This is a genomic window from Alkalihalophilus lindianensis, assembly GCF_032843265.1.
GTDB classification, from domain to species: Bacteria; Bacillota; Bacilli; order Bacillales; family Bacillaceae_D; genus Alkalihalophilus; species Alkalihalophilus lindianensis.
This window is the reverse complement of sequence record NZ_JAWJBA010000003.1, coordinates 105652-127077: the sequence shown is the minus strand read 5'-3', so window position 1 is coordinate 127077 and position 21426 is coordinate 105652. Positions and strand designations below refer to the sequence as shown.

The following is a 21426-nucleotide window of genomic DNA, read 5'->3' as shown; positions in this document are numbered from 1 at the left end:
GAGGGCGAGCACTTAAACCAATCTTAATTTCTTGAAGGCTCTTTTATTGTCCGCCAAAGAAATTCTTGAATGATTGCAATGTTGTTTGACGGTTCAAGTCAGCAATTGATGTTGTAAGAGGGATCCCTTTTGGACATGCTTGAACACAGTTTTGAGAATTACCACAATTGGCAAGTCCACCATCACCCATAATCGTCTCAAGGCGTTCAGCTTTATTCATCTCACCTGTTGGGTGTGCATTAAATAGGCGTACTTGAGAAAGCGGTGCTGGGCCAATAAATTCAGATTTACTGTTTACATTCGGGCATGCCTCTAAGCACACACCACATGTCATACATTTAGAAAGTTCATATGCCCATTGACGTTTTGACTCCGCCATACGAGGTCCTGGTCCTAAATCATACGTTCCGTCAATAGGGATCCATGCTTTAACTTTCTTTAATGAATCAAACATTCTACTACGATCAACCATTAAATCACGGACTACCGGGAATGTTTTCATCGGCTCAAGGCTAATCGGCTGTTCAAGTTGGTCTACTAGTGCTGTACAAGATTGACGAGGTTTACCGTTAATCACCATTGAACAAGCGCCACATACCTCTTCTAAACAGTTCATATCCCAAGCGATTGGAGTTGTTGCCTCCCCTTTTGTATTCACAGGGTTACGACGAAATTCCATTAAAGCTGAGATCACGTTCATATTCGGACGATATGGTACTTCAAACTCTTCCACATAAGAACTGCCGTTTGGGTCATCTTGACGAGTCACTTTAAATTTTATTGTTTTTTCACTCATGATTTAACAGCTCCTTGCTTCTTTTGTGAGTAATCACGTTTACGAGGTTTAATGAGCGATGTGTCAACTTCATCATACGTAAAGTCCGGAGCATTCGTCGCTGGGTTAAACGTCGCTTTTGTTGTTTTCAAGAAGTCTTCATCATTACGATCTGGGAATTCAGGCTTGTAATGTGCTCCACGACTTTCATTACGATTATAAGCTCCTAGAGTAATGACTCGTGCAAGGCTTAACATACCATCAAGTTGTCTTGTGAATGATGCACCTTGATTGCTCCATTTAGCTGTATCATTAATGTTAATATTTTTGTAACGCTCCATTAATTCCTGAATCTTTTCATCTGTTTTAAGAAGCTTTTCATTATAACGTACAACTGTAACGTTATCCGTCATCCATTCTCCAAGCTCTTTGTGAAGAATATAAGCATTTTCCTTACCATCCATTTTCATGATGTTTTCGTATGCTTCTTGTTCTTTTTTCGCTTCACCATCAAATAGAGAAGAAGACATTGCTTCTGCAGATTTTTCAAGACCGTTCATATACTCAATTGCTTTTGGTCCGGCTACCATACCACCATAAATGGCAGATAGTAATGAGTTAGCTCCTAAACGGTTACCACCATGTTGTGAGTAATCACACTCACCTGCTGCAAATAATCCAGGGATGTTTGTCATTTGATCGTAATCAATCCACATTCCACCCATTGAATAGTGCACGGCAGGGAAGATTTTCATTGGTACTTTACGTGGATCATCACCCATGAATTTTTCATAGATTTCAATAATTCCACCAAGCTTAATATCAAGTTCTTTTGGATCTTTATGAGATAAATCAAGGTATACCATGTTTTCACCGTTAATACCAAGCTTTTGCTCAACACACACATCAAAGATTTCACGCGTTGCGATATCACGTGGTACAAGGTTACCGTATGCAGGATATTTTTCCTCTAAGAAGTACCAAGGCTTACCATCTTTATACGTCCAAACTCGTCCACCTTCACCACGTGCAGATTCACTCATTAAACGAAGCTTATCATCACCAGGGATAGCAGTTGGGTGGATTTGAATGAACTCACCATTTGCATAGTGAACACCTTGTTGATAAAGCTTAGCAGCTGCATATCCAGTGTTGATTACAGAATTTGTCGACTTACCAAAGATAATTCCGGGACCCCCAGTTGCCATAATAACTGCATCTGCAGGGAAGCTTTTAATTTCAGATGACTTTAAATCTTGGGCTGTAATCCCGCGACAGGTACCTTCATCATCAACAATCGCTGATAGGAATTCCCATCCTTCATATTTCGTTACAAGACCACTTGTTTCATGACGACGAACTTGCTCATCAAGTGCATACAATAATTGTTGGCCAGTAGTCGCCCCAGCAAATGCTGTACGGTGATGCTGAGTTCCACCGAAACGACGGAAGTCTAATAAGCCTTCGGGAGTACGGTTAAACATAACACCCATACGGTCCATTAAATGGATAATTCCTGGTGCTGCTTCTGTCATCGCTTTAACAGGAGGTTGGTTAGCTAAGAAGTCTCCTCCATAAACCGTATCATCAAAGTGTTCCCAAGGAGAGTCCCCTTCTCCTTTTGTATTTACTGCACCATTAATTCCGCCCTGTGCACACACAGAGTGAGAACGTTTTACTGGTACCAATGAAAATAGATCAACTGGCACACCTTTTTCTGCTACTTTAATTGCCGCCATCAGACCAGCTAGTCCGCCTCCGACAACAATAACTCTGCCTTTACTCATTCTGATCCACCCCTTAAATGTTTGCTAAGTCTGGATTAATGAATGCTAGGATTGCACGAATCCCTACAAACGTTAATGCTAAGAAAATACCGATCGTTACGTATGTTGCAATTTTTTGTGAACGTGGTGTTACAGTAAGACCCCAAGATACAGCAAATGACCATAATCCATTAGCAAAGTGGAATGTAGCTGCCACGACACCTAAAATATAGAACGCTAGCATAAATGGACTACTTAAAATATCTGCCATCATATTGTAGTTAACCTCAGCACCAAAAGCGGCTGCGATACGCGTTTCCCAAACATGCCATGCGATAAAGATTAATAGGAAGATACCTGATGTACGTTGTAGACGGAACATCCAGTTACGGAAGAAACCATAACGTACTGTATTGTTTTTTGCTTGGAATGCAATATAGATACCATAAATAGCGTGGTATAAAAGTGGAATAAAAATAATGAAGATCTCAAGCGCATAACGGAAAGGCAAGCTCTCCATGAAATGTGATGCTTGGTTAAATGAACTAGCGCCTCGTGTAGCAAAATGATTGACAACTAGATGTTGTACTAAGAATAATCCCACGGGAATTACACCTAGTAAGGAATGTAACTTACGATTAAAAAACTCTCGATTACCGGCCATACCTTTGTCCCCCCACAATTGTTTTTTTTCCTACCCATACTCTCTTACCCTGTGTACTTTCTCTCTTTTTCCGTATAACGTGTACCTCCCCACTGCGAAAACAACGTGATATGGAAATTCAACTAAATTGTGAAACTTACGTAAAGTTTCTGTGAAAAAAATCCGACAAATTAATTGTACTCCCATCAGATTCCTTCGTCAAGAAAACGTATACAAGCTATTTGGGGAAAGATTTCACCCCTCTCTAACCCTTATCCCATAAGAAAACCTTGATGGTTAGCGTTTTTTGTAGAAAATAGTCTGTTTATTTTAATCTTTTAGAGAAATATCCCTAAAAAAATTATATAAAAAAATCCTGTTTACCCAATTTTTATTTGGTGTAAACAGGACCTCCATATGTTACCCAATGATAATTCGTTCGGTTGGGTACTTAAAATGACTTTTGGTTTCTCTACGACGGATCGAGAATAAAAAGGCAATTAACCCTACTCTCCCGATAAACATCAAGATCATCAATACAAATTGACTTGGTAAGGATAGGTGAGGTGTGATCCCCATCGATAATCCACAAGTTCCAAACGCTGAGGCAGTTTCGAAAATAATCGCTATTAGAGCAATATCCTTTTGTCCTTCAAAAGCAACAATTAAGGTGACCGCAGCAAATAACATAACTAAAAATACGGATAGCACAATAAATGCCTTTTGACGGTCTTCTGGGTGAATCTCACGACCGAAGACTTTAACATCTTCTTTACCGAGCGCGAAGCTCTTAATGGTTAAGAACATGACCGCGACCGTTGTCGTACGAATCCCCCCACCTACACTTGATGGACTAGCTCCGACAATCATAAGTGCTGACATAAAGAGTAAAGTTGCTAGGTTAAGCTCTGAGACATCCATGATAGCAAGACCACCACTTCTTGTAGTAGCAGAGTTAAAAATAGAATAAAATAATTGCTGGTGCCATTCTAGACCTACATAATAAGAGCCGGTTTCTAGAGCCCAAATACCAACAACGCCAATTACAAATACTGCAAAATAAGTTGTTGTCGTGATTTTTGTAAATAAACTAAATTTGAAATGAGGATTCTCCTTCGAGAAGTACTCCTTTAGTTCCATTAATACAGGAAATCCTATTGCACCTGCAAAAATTAAAAGAATGACGACGAGCTGAACATAATAGTCGTTTGCAAAGGGAATTAATGATTGGCCTGTTACATCAAATCCCGCATTCGTAAAAGCACTCAACGCCGCAAAAGAGCCTTGGTAATAAGCTTCCCATACAGAATCAAAATAGCGTAAATAATATGTACCTAGTATTAACGCTCCAATAAATTCAATAATTAATGCAACAAATAAAATCCCGCGCATCAAATTAACAAGACCAGAGAACTTATTTTGGTTTTGATCGACCATAATAAGCATTCGCTGTGATAAATTAATCTTCTTTCCAAAGAGCATCCATACAAATGTACCGAGCGTCATAATACCAATGCCACCTAGTTGAATGGCTAACGAAAGGAAAAATATCCCAACATAACTATAGGTTTCTGATACATTTACAACCGTCAGCCCCGTTACACTCACAGCGCTTACAGAAGTAAATAGCGCCTCAGAGAATGTCACATCAACATCAGCTTTGTGTGAGATCGGTAAATAAAGCAAGATACTAAATAAAATCATTGCTAATACGTAAGAAATAATAATAATTCTAAATGGGGATAGAAATTGACTTAAACCTAATTTCATATATGTAGTACCTCCGCATTCATTCGCGCTTTAGTATACCACTTTAACCTTTTAGAAACTAGAATTCCTAGGAAAAAAGTAAGTACTATCCATATCGTTCCCCTAAAATTCCACAAAGTCTACTAGAGAATCCATCTATATTCATTTGGACAGCTACTGCTTCACCTTTTATAATATAAGAAGAGGAGAGGTGTTTTCTACATGGAACCTAGACAAGAAACATTTGGGTACGAATTGCTTAGAAATGATGTCTTAAAAGAGGTATTCGGACAAGAATATGATTCGATTTTGTATTGGGTCGGTAAATCCATTGCCCGAAAATATCCATTACATACGATAGAAGAAGTCATTGAATTTTTTAATGACGCGAACTGGGGTAACCTTACCCTTGTTAAAGAAAAGAAAAATGAACGACACTTTGAGTTAGAAGGAGAATGGATGAAAAAAAATGACACCAGATGCTATCAACTAGAAGCTGGTTTCCTTGCCCAACAAGTCGAAACGTGGCTGTCCTCTTTTACTGCTGCTACTCAAACAAAGAAAAAGGGTATTGTTCATCTACAAATTGAATCTGACTTGCAAGACTCGCTCGCTCTTTAACAAAAAACGATGCTTTCTAAGCATCGTTTTTTGTATACTAAGCAGATTACACAAGTTGTTTTTCGGGTGCCTCTGCCAGCACTTCATCTAATTTAAATGCATCGTGTAAGACCTCAACAGCCATTACCATATCATCTTCCGATACGACTGCTGACACTTTAATTTCTGAAGTGCTCACCATCTTGATAAAAATATCGTTTTTAGCTAACGCTTCAAACATTGTTGCAGCAACGCCAGGGTTTGAGATCATACCAGACCCCACAATGGATACTTTTGCCAGTTCCTCTTCATGATGAAGGGTTTCGAATTCTAATTCCTCTTTCGCTTGCTCTAGGCATGCTACCGTGTCTTTTAATGAACATTGCGTAATTGAAAAAGATATGTTCACGTGATTGGCATCATATTGATTTTGGATAATGATATCTACATTAACCCCATGGCTTGATAGGATTGAAAAAAGTTTAGGTAGGCTATCAATTCGGTTCGGCAATCCTGCTACCGTTATTTTTGTTACATCATTTTCAAATGCAATTCCGCGCACCACTAAATTCTTCTCCACTGTTACTTCCTCCTCTATCATTGTTCCTGTTTCTTCTACCATGCTTGATGCAACCATTAAAGGAACATCATAATTTTTCGCAAATTCTACAGCCCGAGGGTGTAACACTCCAGCACCAAGGTTAGCCATTTCTAACATTTCATCATAAGAGATCGCTTGTAGTTTTCTCGCTTTCTCCACATAACGAGGATCGGTTGTAAAGACTCCCGTTACATCCGTATAAATTTCACAACGATCAGCTTTTGTCGCTGCCGCTAACGCAACTGCCGTTGTATCTGAGCCACCGCGCCCCAAAGTAGTAATACTTCCATCTTCCATTATGCCTTGAAATCCAGCTACAACAAGTACTTTGCCTGCTTCAAGTTGTTCATTCAAACGAGCAGAGTCAATTTCACGTATTCTAGCATTGCCATGGTTCGCTTCGGTTAGGATTCCAGCCTGGCCTCCTGTATAAGAAAGAGCATCCACTCCCCTTTTTTGAAGAGCCATAGTAAGTAAGGCAATCGTTACTTGCTCACCTGTAGTAAGTAGCATATCCATTTCTCTTTTACTTGGATTTTTTGTAATGTCATTCGCTAGTTGAACGAGCTGATCTGTTGACTTCCCCATAGCCGATACAACGACGACCACCTCGTTTCCGTCCTCAACTACTCGTGCTACTCGATTGGCGATATTCTCGATTTTCTTTACAGAACCAACTGACGTTCCACCATATTTTTGTACAACCCTTGCCATTTTCCTCATCCTCTCAATCTCTTCACGCGCGATACATTTGATCGACTGGATGTGCTATACCTTTAATGCGTACAAAAAAAGCAACAATAAGGAAAACCCCTCACCGTTGCTTGTCATACCGTACAGGTACCACACTACTCCCTTTCTCACGTGAGATAGTTCTCCACAAGACTATTGGGTATAGTCAAGTGACAGCCTTATCCTTTTTTAGGATAAGTCCAGCATGTATGGTTATGAGTGTCCTACACACTTCGGCGAATTCCCCTTTCAACTAGCGTCGTTAAACCTCATCGTTCTCGACTAGTGTACTCTTGGTTTTCGCTCCTCTACCATCACTTCATTTTTGAAGTGCGGCATATTTAATTGTTTTTCATTTTAGCAGATGAAGATCACTCCTGCAAGAAGTAATTTATTGACCTTCATGTAATTTTTCATAAATAGCCTCCGCTACTTTCTGCGGGATCCCTTGCATCTTCAATTCCTCCATGCTCGCCTCTTTCATTTTCTTAACGGAACCAAAATGCTTTAGGAGCTGTCGCTTTCGTTTCTCTCCTACTCCCTCTATATCGTCTAGCACTGACTGAAAAAACGTTTTTGATCTTGTTTGCCTGTGGAACGTAATCGCAAATCGGTGGACCTCATCTTGAATACGTTGCAACAAATAAAATTCATGACTATCTCTTTTGAGCGAGACTAGAGAGGGCGGGTCACCCATTAATAATTGAGAAGTGCGATGCTTTTCATCTTTGGCAAGCCCACATACAGGTATAGAAAGGCCTAATTCATCTTCAATAATCTCTTGTGCTGCCGCAATTTGTCCCTTCCCCCCATCAATGACAATTAAATCTGGAAGGGGGCGGTCTTCTTGTAATAACCTAAAATACCGTCTTCTTATCACTTCACGCATCGACCCATAATCATCCGGGCCTTTTACTGACTTGATCTTGTACTTGCGGTAATCTTTTCGACTAGGCTTCCCATCTAAAAACGTGACCATTGCCGATACAGGATCGGTCCCTTGAATATTAGAATTATCAAACGCTTCAATTCGATATGGCGTCGAAATTCCCATGGCCTCACCTAGTTTTTCAACTGCCTTTATTGTGCGATCTTCATCTCTTTCGATTAATGAAAACTTCTCCTTTAAGGCAGCTTTGGCATTTTGATTAGCAAGATCAAGCAGCTCTTTTTTTCTGCCTCTTTTAGGATGATTTGTTTTAACTTCTAATAATTGCTCAACAAGCTCACGGTCTATATCTTCTGGTACTAATATTTCTGCAGGCTTAATGTGTTCCTTTTGCAGATAAAATTGCCCAACAAACGTCAGAAGGTCATCTTTTGCTTCTTTATAAAAAGGAAAAATGGAAACATCTCGCTCAATTAATTTTCCTTGACGCACAAAAAATACTTGTACACACATCCATCCTTTATCATAGGCAAATCCAAACACATCACGATTGATATGATCGTTAATCGTCATCTTCTGTTTTTCCATGACCGCATCCATGTGCTGAAGTAGGTCGCGTAACTCTTTTGCTCTTTCGAAATTTAAGTCCTCAGAAGCCATCATCATTTTGTCAGTAAGGTCTTGCTTAATCTCATCGTGACCTGACCGCAAAAATTTTGTGATCTCTTGAACCATTTCTTGATTCTGTTGTTTTGTGACTGTATAGACACAAGGAGCTAAACACTGTCCGATATGATAATACAAACATACTTTATCAGGCATCGTACGACATTTACGCAATGGGTATAGGCGATCTAATAATTTCTTTGTTTCATTTGCAGCACCTGCATTCGGATAAGGTCCAAAATATTTTCCGCCATCCTTTTTAATAGACCTTGTCGTAATCAAACGAGGATGCTCTTCATTCGTAATTTTTAAGTACGGGTAAGACTTATCATCTTTTAGCATGACATTATATTTAGGATCATGCTTTTTAATTAAATTCATCTCTAAAATGAGCGCCTCAATATTTGAAGAAGTCATAATATATTCAAAGTCAACAATCTCGCTGACTAAACGTTGAGTTTTCGCGTCATGTGACCCTGTGAAATAGGATCTCACACGATTCTTTAATACTTTTGCTTTTCCTACATAGATAATCGTACCTTGACGATCTTTCATTAAATAACAGCCAGGCTGATCAGGCAAGATCGCTAGCTTTTCCTTTAATTGATTCACTGTAACGTCTCCCCTCTCATAGGCTGTAAACATACGTTCTTACTCTCTATTGTTAGTGACAACCTTTAAAATATCAAGTGAAAACCATTAAAAAATCGCGTTCTCAAAGTGAGAACGCGATCTCGGTTCGAATTATAGGTGTTTGTTTAATAGCTCTGCTAAAGCTTCCTTCGGTTGGAAACCTACAACTTGATCCACTACTTCGCCGTCTTTGAAAACAAGTAGAGTTGGGATACTCATAACACTGTATTTACCAGCTGTTTCTTGATTTTCATCAACATCAAGTTTAGCGATTTTAACTTTGTCGCCCATTTCAGCATCTAGTTCTTCAAGAACAGGTGCAATCATTTTACAAGGTCCACACCAAGGTGCCCAAAAATCTGCAAGGACAACTCCCTCGCTTGTTTCATTTGCAAACGTTTGATCAGTTACATTTACTATAGCCATTGTAAAAGCCTCCTTTAAATCTCAACAAATTAATTTACAGTATGATTATACCATTTGCGATCTTGAATGGCGAATAAGTTGCTTGATCTTATCATTCTCATACTTCTAATAAGATAACCTAAATAGTTTTCTTCAAACCTTTTAAAAAAGAAAGAAAGCTCACGCGTCCATGAGCTTCCCCTTCATTGATCTTTAGTTTGAAACTAGAGCACTTTTTAGCTCTTCTGTTAAAATCGGAATGATCTCAAATAAGTCACCGACAATTCCGTAATCAGCTACTTCAAAGATCGGTGCTTCTGGGTCTTTATTAATCGCTACAATGACCTTAGAGTTCGACATACCCGCTAAATGCTGAATCGCACCTGAAAGTCCAACGGCGATATATAGATCTGGCGTTACGACTTTTCCCGTTTGACCAATTTGGAGCGCATAGTCACAATAGTCCGCATCACACGCACCACGTGAAGCACCTACTGCCCCACCTAATAGATCGGCTAGCTCTTGAAGCGGTTCAAAGCCTTCTTTGCCTTTGACTCCACGTCCACCAGCTACAATTACTTTTGCTTCGGAAAGATCGACGCCACCAGTTGCCTTACGGACAACATCCTTAATCACCGTACGTAAATCTTTCAAATCAACTGTGAGCGTAGATACATCGCCACTTCTTGATTCATCTTTCTCAAGTGGTACGATATTGTTTGGACGAATGGTCGCAAACAAAACCCCATCATTTACTTTCTTTTTCTCAAAAGCTTTCCCAGAGTAGATTGGACGTGTGAAGACAGCATCTCCCCCGTCCATTTCAACTGAGATCGCATCTGAAATTAGTCCAGCACCAAGCTTCATCGCCAGACGTGGCGATACGTCTTTTCCTAGGGAAGTATGACCAAGCAATACGCCCTCTGGATTTTCTACATCAAGAACTTGAAGCAATGCTTGTTGATATGCGTCTGTCGTGTACGTTTTTAGATCGGCATGGTTGACCACGATCACACGGTCAGCACCGTAGTGAATTAGGCTATCAGCTAAACCGCTTACATCCTCTCCTAAAAGAACCCCTACAACTTCTCCGCCATCTGCTACTTCTTTCCCTGCAGCGACCGCTTCATATGATACGTTACGTAATTCTCCGTCACGAACTTCTCCAATTACAAGTACTTTCTTTGCCATGATAATCCCTCCAATTAAATGACTTTTGCTTCAGATTTTAGAAGTGAAACGAGTTCCTTCACTTGCGTTTGTGGGTCACCCTCTAATTGTTTACCTGCTTGCTTATCTGGTGGTAGGAAAATGTCAAGTGTCGTTGTTTTTGCTTCCACATCTTCTTCTTCCAAATCAAGATCATCTAAATCAAGAGTTTCTAATGGCTTTTTCTTTGCTTTCATGATACCTGGTAAAGATGGGTAACGGGGCTCATTTAAACCTTGTTGAGCCGTTACAAGAACTGGTAGTGAGACTTCAAGTGTTTCTTCGTCCCCTTCTACATCACGAACGATTGTTGCTTGACCATCTGCAACTTCAAGCTTTGTAATCGTTGTCACTTGTGGGATATCTAATAGTTCTGCTACACGAGGTCCAACTTGCCCGCTTCCCCCATCAACAGCTACATTTCCGCCTAAAATGATGTCATACTCTTGTTCTTTCAAGTACGCTGCAAGCATAGTAGCGGTTGTAAATTGATCAAGCTCCTCCACATCTTCACTATCAAGTAATACGGCCTTATCAGCACCCATCGCAAGAGCGGTACGAAGTTCTTTTTCTGCTTCTTCTTCTCCTACTGTGACAACGGTTACTTCCCCGCCGTGCTCATCGCGAAGGACAATCGCCTCTTCAATCGCATACTCATCGTATGGGTTAATAATGAATTCTGCGCCACCCTCATCAATTCGACCGTTTGAGATCGCAATTTTTTCCTCTGTGTCAAATGTACGTTTCATTAAGACGAAAATATTCATGCTTTATTCCCTCCTAGAATTAGTAAACTTATTTATTTTGAAATTTAGGTGCTCGTTTCTCAATGAAAGCCTGGATGCCTTCTTTTCCATCTTCTGAATCAAATGCTAAACCAAATAATTCGGCCTCTCGCTTGGCGCCATCCTTGTATTGTTCATCAATGCTATATTGAAGTAAATCAAGGGTTAAGCGAGTGGTTACTGTGCTTTTCATTGCGATTTTTTTCGCAAGAGCTCTAGCATCTTCAATGAGCGCTTGCTCAGAATGAGTCGAATTAACAAGACCTAATGTTTTTGCCTCAGACCCTGTAATCGGATCACTTGTCAAAAGCATCTCGGTCGCTTTAGCACGCCCCACATATTGTGGTAAACGTTGGCTGCCTGCAAAACCTGGTATAAGCCCAAGTTGCAATTCAGGTAACCCTAGTTTGGCATCTTCAGTTGCTAGACGAATATGACACGCCATTGCAAGCTCTAGTCCTCCACCAAGCGCTGCACCATGAATAGCAGCGATAACAGGTTTCTTAAATGACTCAATTCGATCAAATAGATCTTGACCTTGAAGAGCTAACTTGGTGAACATTGCACCATCTTCTACCTCTGTAAACTCTTTGATATCTGCTCCAGCTGCAAAGAACCTTCCTTCGCCCATGAGCAAGACAACATGAACGTCATTATCTTGTTCAATTTGAGTGAACGCTTCATCAAGTTCAGATAGAACGCCACGTGATAAGGCATTTGCTGGTGGGCGAGCCAAGGTAATCGTCGCAATATGTTCACTCACATCAAGCTTGATATACTCCATATCTTCCACTCCATTCTTATCTACCTTTTGCAAAACCCTCCCAAAAGCATTTGGTGTAAGGGCTTTGCTAAAGCTGTAAGGTCATACTTGCAGTCTTTCATGACCCAATTTGTCACCACTTCATCTAGCGTTCCAAAAATCATTTGACGCGCTAATCGGTTATCTAAATCAGGATCAAAGTATCCGCTTTCTTTCCCTTCAGTTATTAATTCGTCCATAAGAGTTAAATACCCTTTTAAGATGTCATTAATTTTTAATCTAAGATCTGTATTTGATTGGCGAAGCTCTAATTGTGTTACGATAGCTAACTGCTTATCTGCTTCTAATTGTTCAAAGTGCATCGTCATTAAAAGAAGAAATTTCTCTTCAACGGTTTGACAAGTAGCAATCTTTATTCTGATCGTGTCGACAAAACGCCCCATCTTTTCTTCAAAAAGAGAAGTCAAAATAGCTTCTTTATTTTTGAAGTATAAATAGATTGTTCCATCTGCTACCCCTGCTTCTCGGGCAATCTTTGCAACTTGTGCTTGATGATAACCATGTTTGGCAATAACCGTTACCGCTGCATCTATAATCTGGTTGTATTTAGGTCCTTTTTTCTTTCCCACTTGTGTCTCCCCTTTAAAATGAATGAGTATTCATTCATATCTATTATTCTAGAGGAAAAAACCTAGACTGTCAATCCACCATTTTTTTATGCAGTGGTTATTAGCTAGACCTTTCTTTATTTAATGCAGATGTCTTCTCTTTTTCTTCTTCAATTAGAACACGTTTTAAAATCTTACCGACAATTGTTTTTGGTAGGTCTTCGCGGAATTCATATAGCCTTGGGACTTTATAGGCCGCTAAATTCTTACGACAATATTGATTCAATTCCTTCTCAGATAGTTGTTTGCCTTCTTTTAAAACGACAAATACTTTTACTGTTTCACCACGATACTCATCAGGAACCCCAATTGCAACTGCTTCTTGAATGTCTTCATGGTTGTACAATACTTCTTCAATTTCTCTTGGGTAAATATTAAATCCACCTGCAATGATCATATCCTTTTTACGATCAACTATATAGAAATAGCCTTCTTCATCCATATAGCCCATATCCCCTGTTAGGAGCCAATCATCTTGCATCGTTGCAGCAGTGTCTTCAGGACGATTCCAATAGCCTTTCATAATCTGCGGCCCTCGGACTGCAAGCTCTCCAACTTCTCCTTGATTAGCTGGTTCACCAGTTTCCATTGATAAAATCGCAGCTTCCGTGTTTGGCCAAGGTAACCCAATACTTGATTGGCGACGTTCTCCCCAAAGTAAATTACAATGAGTAACAGGAGAAGCTTCCGTTAAGCCATAACCTTCTACAAGACGGCCACCCGTTAATTCTTCAAATTGTTGTTGGATTTCCGCTGGTAGAGATGCCGAACCACTGATACACGCTTCGATGGAAGAAAGGTTATACTTTTTCACATCAGGATGATTAATCAACCCAATATACATTGTTGGTGCACCAGGAAAAATGGTGATTTTCTTTTTGCTAATTAATTTCAAAACTTGCTTTGGATCAAAACGAGGAACGATGTGTAGAGCATTCCCATTCATTAGTGTTAAATTCATAGACACAGTCATCCCATATACATGGAAGAAAGGTAACACGGCTAATGTACGTTCTTGTCCTTCTTTCATCTTATACATCCAATGACGACATTGGATTGTATTCGCAACTAGGTTACGATGAGTCAACATCACACCTTTAGCAAGCCCCGTCGTACCACCTGTATATTGTAGTAACGCTAAATCCTCCTGTGGATCAATCTCTACATCAGGTCTCTTGTCATTCCCTTTTGTAACAAATGAAAGAAATGGATGAATCGTGCTTGAATACTCAACATTCACAGTCATCTTTGTGTTCTTCTTTTGAATAAAAGGGTAGATCAAATTTTTAGGAAAAGGCAAGTAATCCTTGATAGCGGTTACAATAACATGTTCAACAGAAGTCGCATTCTTCACCTTCATTACTCGTGGATAAAGCAAATCTAAGCATAAAATGATTTTGGCACCCGAATCAGATAACTGATGCTCTAATTCGCGCTCTACATAAAGAGGATTTGTTTGTACAACAACTCCTCCTACAAGCAACGTTGCAAAATAAGCAATGACTCCTTGTGGGCAGTTTGGCAACATAATGGCTACGCGTTCGCCCTTCTTCAAGCCTAGAGATTGAAGATGATTGGCGAGTCTTCTTACTTCTAAGTCAAATTGACTATATGTAAGTGACTTCCCCATGAATTCTAATGCCGTATTGTTCGGGTATTTATGTGCAGCTTGCTCTACTAATTCATGTAGTGAAACATTAGGATACTCAATACTTGCCGGAATTTCCTCGTGATAACGTCCAACCCATGCATGTTCGGTTAATGTCGACATTAAATTGGCCTCCTCATCGCTCCCCTCTCTTACTTAACATTTCCTCTCTCTTTTCTATTGTAATGAATATTGATTCATTTTTAAATAGATTTTTGTGATTTTTTAAAATTTTCCTGCTTTATCGTCGAATAATGTCTACATGAACCATTTTCATCCAATAAAAACCTGCCCAATTTTGGACAGGTTTTACTCATAGAGTTATAAAATTATTGATTGCTGACTTTGTTCTCTTCATGTTTTTCTTTTTCTTCCTCGACAAGGACACGTCGTAAAATTTTTCCGACAAGAGTCTTCGGTAACTCTTCTCTAAATTCATATAACTTTGGAACTTTAAATGCAGCAAGATGTTTACGACAAAATTGATCTAGCTCCTCTTCGGTCACTGACTTGCCTTGCTTTAGAACAATAAAGGCTTTTACTGTTTCGCCTCGATACTCATCAGCCACCCCAATTGTAACCGCCTCTTGAATAGCGTCATGCTCATATAACACTTCTTCAATCTCACGTGGATAAATATTAAATCCACCAGCTATTATCATATCTTTTTTACGATCGACAATATAGAAGTATCCGTCATCATCCATGTAACCCATGTCCCCAGTGAGGAACCAATCATCCTTGAATACTTTAGCCGTTTCCTCTGGTCGATTCCAATAACCTTTCATAACTTGAGGCCCACGTATGGCAATTTCTCCAACCTCGCCAATGTCTGCCTTCTCACCAGTTTCTGCTGAAATAATAGCTGCATCTGTATCAGGCCAAGGCACTCCAATACTTCCTGTTCTCCGCTCACCCCAAATTGGGTTAGAGATGGCAACTGGAGACGTTTCCGTCAAACCATATCCTTCAACAAGCTTCCCTCCAGAAAGCTTTTCAAATTTCTGTTGAACTTCAAGTGGTAGTGGAGCTGCTCCACTTAAGCATGTTTCAATGGAAGACAGATCATATTTTTGAATATCAGGATCATTAATTAATGCGACATACATCGTTGGCGCGCCTGGGAACAAAGTGACTTTTTGCTTTTGAATCGTCTTCAGTACACCCTTCACTTCAAACTTCGGCAGGATGACCGTTGTTAAACCTCCCATAATGGAGAAGTTCATAATGATAGTCATTCCATACACATGAAAGAAAGGCAAAGCCGCTAACATCTTTTCTTGTCCTGGTCGCATTTTGTACATCCAAGCCATACATTGAGATGTATTAATAACTAGGTTTGCATGCGTCAGCATTACACCTTTAGCCGGTCCAGTCGTCCCACCTGTATACTGCAATAATGCCAAATCTTCTTTAGGATTTATATCGACTTGAACTTCTTTGGTAGAGCCCTTCCCCAGAAAATCCTTAAAAGCTAAAGTATTCTTATCATACTCAACTTCGACTTTAATTCCCATTTTCTTTTTTTGTACAAGTGGATACAAGAGATTCTTTGGAAATGGTAAGTAATCTTTAATACTGGTGACGATGACATGTTCTAAACTTGTTTTACTTCTGACAGCTTGCACTCTAGGAAATACTAAATCAAGACAAATAATAACCTTTGCTCCAGAATCCACAAGCTGATGCTCTAGCTCTCTCTCAACATATAATGGGTTCGTTTGAACAACAATTGCTCCAATCATTAAAGCACCGTAATAACTAATGACGGACTGCGGGCAATTCGCAAGCATAATCGCTACTCGGTCACCTTTTTTCACACCAAGAGATTGCAATTGGTTAGCAAATTGTTTAGCTTGATCATAAAGCTCTTCATAGGTTAACTCTTTCCCTAAAAAATGCAAAGCTGATGTTTTAGCATATCGGCTAGCAGCTTGCTTTAAGTATTCATGGAGCGCCTTATCCTCATATGAAATCGTATGAGGAATTTCCTCTGGATAATGTTTAAGCCAAATTTTGTCTTCTGGTATCATAACAGTCATCTCCTTACCCCTTTCTTCGATCTCCTTTCTCGTGTGCCACTCTCCTCTACTACCATTGTATTGTAATCGCTTACAGATTTGTATCTTTTTTTTATAATTTTCTGAACTTTTTTCCTAGTCCGCTCTTACTTATAAATAAAAACCGTGTGAATATCCTTTCACACGGCCAATTCACCTTATGATGCAGCGAAAAAAATCATATAGATAATGCCAGCTAAAATAAACGCACCACAGCAAACATATAAAATTTTCATTAATGTTTCCATCTAATTCTCCCCCTACACCTATCTACTAATAATACTTGCACCGATCACATAGGAGAGACCAATAGAGATGACCATGGCGATAAAGCCTACTGCACGATTATCATGAGCAATTTCTTCATCTACTTTAAAACTCGGGGTTAGAAATTCAAATATGAAATAGCTGAATAGTAGTAACGCAAATCCTAACACTCCCCAACCGAGCATCATTAATAATGAATCAGAGTACTCAATCGAATGTCTGAAAATATTGGCTACTCCAAATATCTTTCCACCTGTAGCTAAGGCAACAGCAATATTTCCTTTTTTGATTTCTTCCCAATTTTTGTATTTTGTCACCGTTTCAAAAATGGTGAGAAAAACAATAAGCGCTAATAATGACACGCTATAATAAGCTGCTGTTTTCATTATTTCAAGCTCTAAAAGTGCTTCCATATTGATCTCCTTATTTATTTCAATTCAATAACGGTATTACCAAGTCCGCCTTCATTCATTCCACCATCTCGTGCAGTTTTGACTCTCGGATGTTGCTTTACTAATTGTTTCACACCTTTTCTAAGCGCACCTGTTCCTTTACCATGGATGATTGAAACTTGATGATACCCTGCTAAAAGGGCATCGTCGATATATTTTTCAACTTTTAACATCGCATCTTCATAACGTTGTCCGCGAAGATCAAGTTCTGGTTTTACATGATGGTCGCTACCTCTTACAGTTGCAAGTGGCTTTGTTTCAACTGGCTTTGGTCGATCAAGTAATTGAAGATCGTCTGCTTTTACCTTCATTTTCATAATACCAATTTGTACGTTAAATTCTTTCTCATTGATTTTATCAATAACATGACCTTTTTGTCCGAAGCTTAATACTTTTACATCATCGCCTACTTGTATGGTTTGTTTAGCTTTGGCTTTTGCAGCTTCCCTCTTCACTTTCTTTTGCTTATCTGTAAGCTTAGGCACAGCATCTTCCAAATGCTTTTTTGCATCTATCAGCTGATGTTCTTTAACTTGTAAGCCTTCTTTTTGCATTTCTCTAAGTTCGCCAATAATAAATTCAGCTTCCTCTTTGGCTGAATGAAGTGCAGCAGTTGCTTTTTCTTCTGCCTCTTTTAACACACGCTCTTTCTCTTCTTCTAATTGATCGAGTTGAGTCATTAACTCACGACGAAGAGACTCTGCTTCTTTTCTAATGGAGCTTGCTTCATTCCAGTCGGATTCAGCTGACTTTTGACTTGTCTCAAGAGAGGCTATCATATTTTCAATTTGATTCGTCTCACTATCAATTTGTTCTTTGGCCATATCAATAATTCGCTCGTCTAAACCAAGTCTCCTGGAAATAGCAAACGCATTACTTCTTCCTGGAATCCCAATTAGAAGACGATACGTAGGACGCAAGGTTTCAACATCAAATTCTACACTGGCATTGATTGCCCCTTCTCGATTATAGGCATATCCTTTTAATTCGCTGTAGTGGGTTGTAGCTACCACACATGCGCCCCGCTTATAAACATCATCCAATATTGAAATTGCTAAAGCTGCTCCTTCTGTTGGGTCCGTTCCTGCACCAAGCTCATCAAATAATACAAGACTTTGGAAGTCAACTTTATCTAGAATATCTACAATGTTTGTCATATGACTTGAAAAGGTACTTAAACTTTGCTCAATGGACTGTTCATCCCCAATATCTGCAAATACTTGCTTAAATACAGCCATCTCAGATTCATCATCGACTGGGACATGTAACCCTGATTGAGCCATTAAAGTAAGGAGTCCAACCGTTTTCAAGGTAACCGTTTTACCACCAGTATTCGGACCTGTGATGATCAGAGAACGATATTGATCCCCTAGCTCAACCCCAATAGGAACAACTTCTTCATCTGACAACAACGGATGTCTTGCTCGCTTTAATTGAATATATCCGCGGTCATTTAGTATAGGCGCCGTTGCTTTAATTCTCTTCGCATAATGAGCTTTAGTGAAAATAAAATCAAGAGCAGCTAACTGTTCGAGATTAATTAAAATCACCCCTGCATGCTCTGAAACGAGAGCTGAAAGTTCAGCTAAAATACGTTCGACCTCATGTGCTTCTTTCACCTTTGCTTCACGTAATTGATTATTGATTGTCACTATTGCTTGTGGCTCAATAAATAAAGTCGCACCTGAAGCCGACTGATCATGTACAATTCCTCCAAATGCACTACGGTACTCTTGTTTGACTGGAATCACAAAACGATCATTACGAATTGTCACGATCGCATCGGAAAGCATTTTTTGTGTATTTGAAGAACGGGTGATGCTCTCTAGTTTAGAACGTACTGCTGACTCGAAGCTTCTTACTTGTTGACGGATCGTACGTAATGTTGCGCTCGCTGAATCTAACACATGGCCATTATCATCGATACATTGCTTAATCGCTCGTTCTATATCCGTTAAAGGCTCTATTTGACCTGTGTACTCATACAATAATGGCAGTTCTATTTCTTCCTCTTCTACCATGGCTTCAATAAATTTTTTTAATTGTCGCCCTCCATAAATCGTGCTTGCGATTTCGATTAATTCACTTGATGCAAGCGCCCCACCAATTTGTGCTCTTTTAGCGTGAGCTGTCACATCAAAGATCCCTCCAAGAGGCACATGACCCTTCAAACGAAGTACAGTTGTGCCTTCTGAAGTTTCTTTTTGCATACGAACAACATCTTCAAGTTCCGTGTGAGGATGTAGGGAATCAACAAGCCGTCTTCCTAGAGAAGAAGCAACATGTTCTTGCAGCTGCTGTTTCATTTTACTATATTCTAATACTCGTAATACCCGGTCCATATCGTTTACTCCTTTATTTAACCGCCCACCTCAAACTCTAGTGGTGACGATTTAAAAATGATTGTACGTCCTTGCATGTCCACATGTTAAGAATGTTCTCTTTTTTTAGCATGGCTCTTCTTGCTTGTGATACACCAAATTTCATATCGTTTAATCCTTCTATATGGTGGGCATCCGTATTAATTGAAATCGTTACTCCTTGTTCAGCAGCTTTCTTTAGCCATTCTGCTGATAAGTCCAGTCTATTGGGATTAGCATTTAATTCAAGAGCTGTATTTGTTTCTTTTGCTAACCGTATTAATGCTTCAACATCGACGTCATAGCCGTCTCTTCTACCAAGTACTCTACCTGTAGGATGAGCAATTAGATCAACATGATGATTCGATAAAGCAGTTTTTAACCGTTCCATAATCACTTCTTGTTTTTGTGAAAAAGAAGAATGAATAGACGCAATCACAAAGTCTACTTCTTCCAAAATCGAATCGTCGTAATCGAGCGTTCCATCTGGAAGGATATCCATTTCAATTCCCGTAAAAATAGTAAAGTCTTCATATTTCTCATTCAATTCACGAATTTTTTTATGCTGAGCCTTTAATCGTTCTTCTGTTAACCCGTTAGCTACTTTTAAGTATTTAGAATGATCAGTGATGGCAATGTACTCATAGCCTTTTGCTCTTGCTGCTTCCACCATATCCTCGATCGAATGTGCACCGTCACTCCATGTTGTATGCATGTGCAAATCACCATACACATTCTCTAGCTTAACAAAATCCTCTTCGTTCGCGTAGTACTCAACTTCTCCTTGATCTTCCCTGGCCTCTGGAGGAATAAATGCAAGGCCGAAATGAGCAAAAAACTCTTTCTCATCTTTAAATGTTTTTAATTCGCCCGTTTCACTATTTTCAACACCATACTCACTGATCTTCTCTCCACGTTTCTTTGCTAACTGACGCATTTTTACGTTGTGATTTTTCGAACCAGTAAAATGGTGAAGGGTTGTAGCGAATTCCTCAGGCTTAACTAATCGAAAGTCTACAGAGATTGGAAATTCCTGTTCAATTTCAAGTGATACTTTTGTTTCCCCACTTGCAATAATCTTTCCATCATCAGACATCGCGATTAATTGATCTTTTACTTTGCTTGGTTGATTGGTTGCAATAATGAAATCAAGATCTTTGACGGTTTCACGCAAGCGGCGTATGCTTCCTGCTCGTTGGAAGTTTTCAATATCTGTCATCGATGCAAGCTGACCTTCTATCCATGTAGCAACAGGTAGCACTAAAGGCAGAGCAAGCCTATCAGGACGAGTCATTGCGTCTTCTAATGCCGCAAGAATCTTCTCTTCTGTTTTCTTGCCAAAACCAGCTAATGTCTGTACCTTTTTATCCTCACAAGCCTGCTTTAATGTAGTCGCATCTACCACACCAAGCTCTTGATATAATTTTCCAATCTTTTTCCCACCTAAACCTTGCACTTTTAATAGCGGAATTAATCCAGGAGGCACATCCTCTGCAAGTTCACGTAATAAAGTCGATTCCCCAGTTGATTTAAGTTCATTAATGACTTCTGCTGTGCCCTTTCCTATCCCATTTAATTTTGCAGGATCTTCTATTTCGTCAATTGTACGCTCATCTGACTCTAATGCTTGAGCCGCTTTTCTATAAGCTGATATCTTAAAAGGATTCTCACCTTTAATTTCAAAGTAAATCGCAATCGTCTCTAGAGTTTTAATAACCTCTTTTTTGTTCATCATCCTATTCACCGATCCTTTCT

At 39.4% G+C, this 21426-nt stretch carries 17 protein-coding genes and 1 riboswitch; of the genes, 1 reads left to right on the top strand and 16 read right to left on the bottom strand.

The features are described from left to right. Positions 1 to 43: 43 nt before the first annotated feature. The 4 genes from sdhB to RYX56_RS10705 form a co-directional block, all read right to left on the bottom strand. A complete protein-coding gene (sdhB, locus tag RYX56_RS10720; RefSeq protein ID WP_317122052.1) occupies positions 44 to 796 on the bottom strand; it encodes a succinate dehydrogenase iron-sulfur subunit in 753 nt (250 codons plus the stop codon). Continuing rightward, complete coding sequence (gene sdhA, locus RYX56_RS10715) at positions 793 to 2562, bottom strand: succinate dehydrogenase flavoprotein subunit (protein WP_317122051.1); 1770 nt, start codon at positions 2560 to 2562, stop codon at positions 793 to 795. The genes sdhB and sdhA overlap by 4 nt, the downstream gene beginning before the upstream one ends. Positions 2563 to 2575: 13 nt before the next feature. Continuing rightward, a complete protein-coding gene (locus tag RYX56_RS10710) occupies positions 2576 to 3205 on the bottom strand; it encodes a succinate dehydrogenase cytochrome b558 subunit (RefSeq protein WP_317122050.1) in 630 nt (209 codons plus the stop codon). 399 nt (positions 3206 to 3604) lie between these two features. Next, positions 3605 to 4954, bottom strand: a complete 1350-nt coding sequence (locus tag RYX56_RS10705; RefSeq protein WP_317122049.1) for a TrkH family potassium uptake protein — start codon at positions 4952 to 4954, stop codon at positions 3605 to 3607. Positions 4955 to 5155: 201 nt separating this feature from the next. Here RYX56_RS10705 and RYX56_RS10700 point away from each other — a divergent pair, with 201 nt between their 5' ends. Beyond that, on the top strand, positions 5156 to 5554 hold the full coding sequence (locus tag RYX56_RS10700; RefSeq protein ID WP_317122048.1) for a YslB family protein: 399 nt from the start codon (positions 5156 to 5158) through the stop codon (positions 5552 to 5554). A 46-nt stretch (positions 5555 to 5600) separates the two neighbouring features. Here the strand turns inward: RYX56_RS10700 and RYX56_RS10695 are convergent, their stop codons facing one another. The 12 genes from RYX56_RS10695 to polX form a co-directional block, all read right to left on the bottom strand. Beyond that, positions 5601 to 6848, bottom strand: coding sequence for an aspartate kinase (locus RYX56_RS10695; RefSeq protein WP_317122047.1), 1248 nt, complete (start codon positions 6846 to 6848; stop codon positions 5601 to 5603). Between the two features lie 148 nt (positions 6849 to 6996). After that, a riboswitch (Lysine riboswitch) is annotated at positions 6997 to 7185 on the bottom strand. 72 nt (positions 7186 to 7257) lie between these two features. Beyond that, on the bottom strand, positions 7258 to 9033 hold the full coding sequence (gene uvrC / locus RYX56_RS10690) for an excinuclease ABC subunit UvrC (RefSeq protein WP_317122046.1): 1776 nt from the start codon (positions 9031 to 9033) through the stop codon (positions 7258 to 7260). Between the two features lie 132 nt (positions 9034 to 9165). Next, entirely contained in the window at positions 9166 to 9480 is a 315-nt protein-coding gene (trxA, locus tag RYX56_RS10685) for a thioredoxin (RefSeq protein ID WP_317122045.1), read from the bottom strand. A gap of 192 nt (positions 9481 to 9672) precedes the next feature. Then, positions 9673 to 10650, bottom strand: a complete 978-nt coding sequence (locus RYX56_RS10680) for an electron transfer flavoprotein subunit alpha/FixB family protein (RefSeq protein ID WP_317122044.1) — start codon at positions 10648 to 10650, stop codon at positions 9673 to 9675. Between the two features lie 14 nt (positions 10651 to 10664). After that, a complete protein-coding gene (locus tag RYX56_RS10675; RefSeq protein ID WP_317122043.1) occupies positions 10665 to 11435 on the bottom strand; it encodes an electron transfer flavoprotein subunit beta/FixA family protein in 771 nt (256 codons plus the stop codon). A 28-nt stretch (positions 11436 to 11463) separates the two neighbouring features. Beyond that, positions 11464 to 12237: an enoyl-CoA hydratase gene (locus RYX56_RS10670; RefSeq protein WP_317122378.1), complete on the bottom strand. Its 774-nt coding sequence runs from the start codon at positions 12235 to 12237 to the stop codon at positions 11464 to 11466. A 20-nt stretch (positions 12238 to 12257) separates the two neighbouring features. Then, positions 12258 to 12845 carry a fatty acid metabolism transcriptional regulator FadR gene (gene fadR, locus RYX56_RS10665; RefSeq protein ID WP_317122042.1) on the bottom strand — a complete coding sequence of 196 codons (588 nt, stop codon included), beginning with the start codon at positions 12843 to 12845 and terminating at the stop codon, positions 12258 to 12260. 100 nt (positions 12846 to 12945) lie between these two features. Beyond that, positions 12946 to 14655, bottom strand: coding sequence for a long-chain-fatty-acid--CoA ligase (locus RYX56_RS10660; protein ID WP_317122041.1), 1710 nt, complete (start codon positions 14653 to 14655; stop codon positions 12946 to 12948). Positions 14656 to 14861: 206 nt separating this feature from the next. Then, on the bottom strand, positions 14862 to 16565 hold the full coding sequence (locus RYX56_RS10655) for a long-chain-fatty-acid--CoA ligase (protein WP_317122377.1): 1704 nt from the start codon (positions 16563 to 16565) through the stop codon (positions 14862 to 14864). A gap of 293 nt (positions 16566 to 16858) precedes the next feature. Further along, a complete protein-coding gene (locus tag RYX56_RS10650) occupies positions 16859 to 17272 on the bottom strand; it encodes a DUF350 domain-containing protein (protein WP_317122040.1) in 414 nt (137 codons plus the stop codon). 14 nt (positions 17273 to 17286) lie between these two features. Then, positions 17287 to 19653 carry an endonuclease MutS2 gene (locus RYX56_RS10645; RefSeq protein ID WP_317122039.1) on the bottom strand — a complete coding sequence of 789 codons (2367 nt, stop codon included), beginning with the start codon at positions 19651 to 19653 and terminating at the stop codon, positions 17287 to 17289. A gap of 37 nt (positions 19654 to 19690) precedes the next feature. Further along, complete coding sequence (gene polX / locus RYX56_RS10640) at positions 19691 to 21403, bottom strand: DNA polymerase/3'-5' exonuclease PolX (protein WP_317122376.1); 1713 nt, start codon at positions 21401 to 21403, stop codon at positions 19691 to 19693. Positions 21404 to 21426: the final 23 nt, after the last annotated feature.

Excerpts from the sequence above, each read along its gene's own strand:
- sdhB (WP_317122052.1), bottom strand. The coding sequence starts at position 796 with ATGAGTGAAAAAACAATAAAATTTAAAGTGACTCGTCAAGATGACCCA.
- sdhA (WP_317122051.1), bottom strand. The coding sequence starts at position 2,562 with ATGAGTAAAGGCAGAGTTATTGTTGTCGGAGGCGGACTAGCTGGTCTG.
- RYX56_RS10710 (WP_317122050.1), bottom strand. The coding sequence starts at position 3,205 with ATGGCCGGTAATCGAGAGTTTTTTAATCGTAAGTTACATTCCTTACTA.
- RYX56_RS10705 (WP_317122049.1), bottom strand. The coding sequence starts at position 4,954 with ATGAAATTAGGTTTAAGTCAATTTCTATCCCCATTTAGAATTATTATT.
- RYX56_RS10700 (WP_317122048.1), top strand. The coding sequence starts at position 5,156 with ATGGAACCTAGACAAGAAACATTTGGGTACGAATTGCTTAGAAATGAT.
- RYX56_RS10695 (WP_317122047.1), bottom strand. The coding sequence starts at position 6,848 with ATGGCAAGGGTTGTACAAAAATATGGTGGAACGTCAGTTGGTTCTGTA.
- trxA (WP_317122045.1), bottom strand. The coding sequence starts at position 9,480 with ATGGCTATAGTAAATGTAACTGATCAAACGTTTGCAAATGAAACAAGC.
- RYX56_RS10680 (WP_317122044.1), bottom strand. The coding sequence starts at position 10,650 with ATGGCAAAGAAAGTACTTGTAATTGGAGAAGTTCGTGACGGAGAATTA.
- RYX56_RS10675 (WP_317122043.1), bottom strand. The coding sequence starts at position 11,435 with ATGAATATTTTCGTCTTAATGAAACGTACATTTGACACAGAGGAAAAA.
- RYX56_RS10670 (WP_317122378.1), bottom strand. The coding sequence starts at position 12,237 with ATGGAGTATATCAAGCTTGATGTGAGTGAACATATTGCGACGATTACC.
- RYX56_RS10660 (WP_317122041.1), bottom strand. The coding sequence starts at position 14,655 with ATGTCGACATTAACCGAACATGCATGGGTTGGACGTTATCACGAGGAA.
- RYX56_RS10655 (WP_317122377.1), bottom strand. The coding sequence starts at position 16,565 with ATGATACCAGAAGACAAAATTTGGCTTAAACATTATCCAGAGGAAATT.
- RYX56_RS10650 (WP_317122040.1), bottom strand. The coding sequence starts at position 17,272 with ATGGAAGCACTTTTAGAGCTTGAAATAATGAAAACAGCAGCTTATTAT.
- RYX56_RS10645 (WP_317122039.1), bottom strand. The coding sequence starts at position 19,653 with ATGGACCGGGTATTACGAGTATTAGAATATAGTAAAATGAAACAGCAG.
- polX (WP_317122376.1), bottom strand. The coding sequence starts at position 21,403 with ATGAACAAAAAAGAGGTTATTAAAACTCTAGAGACGATTGCGATTTAC.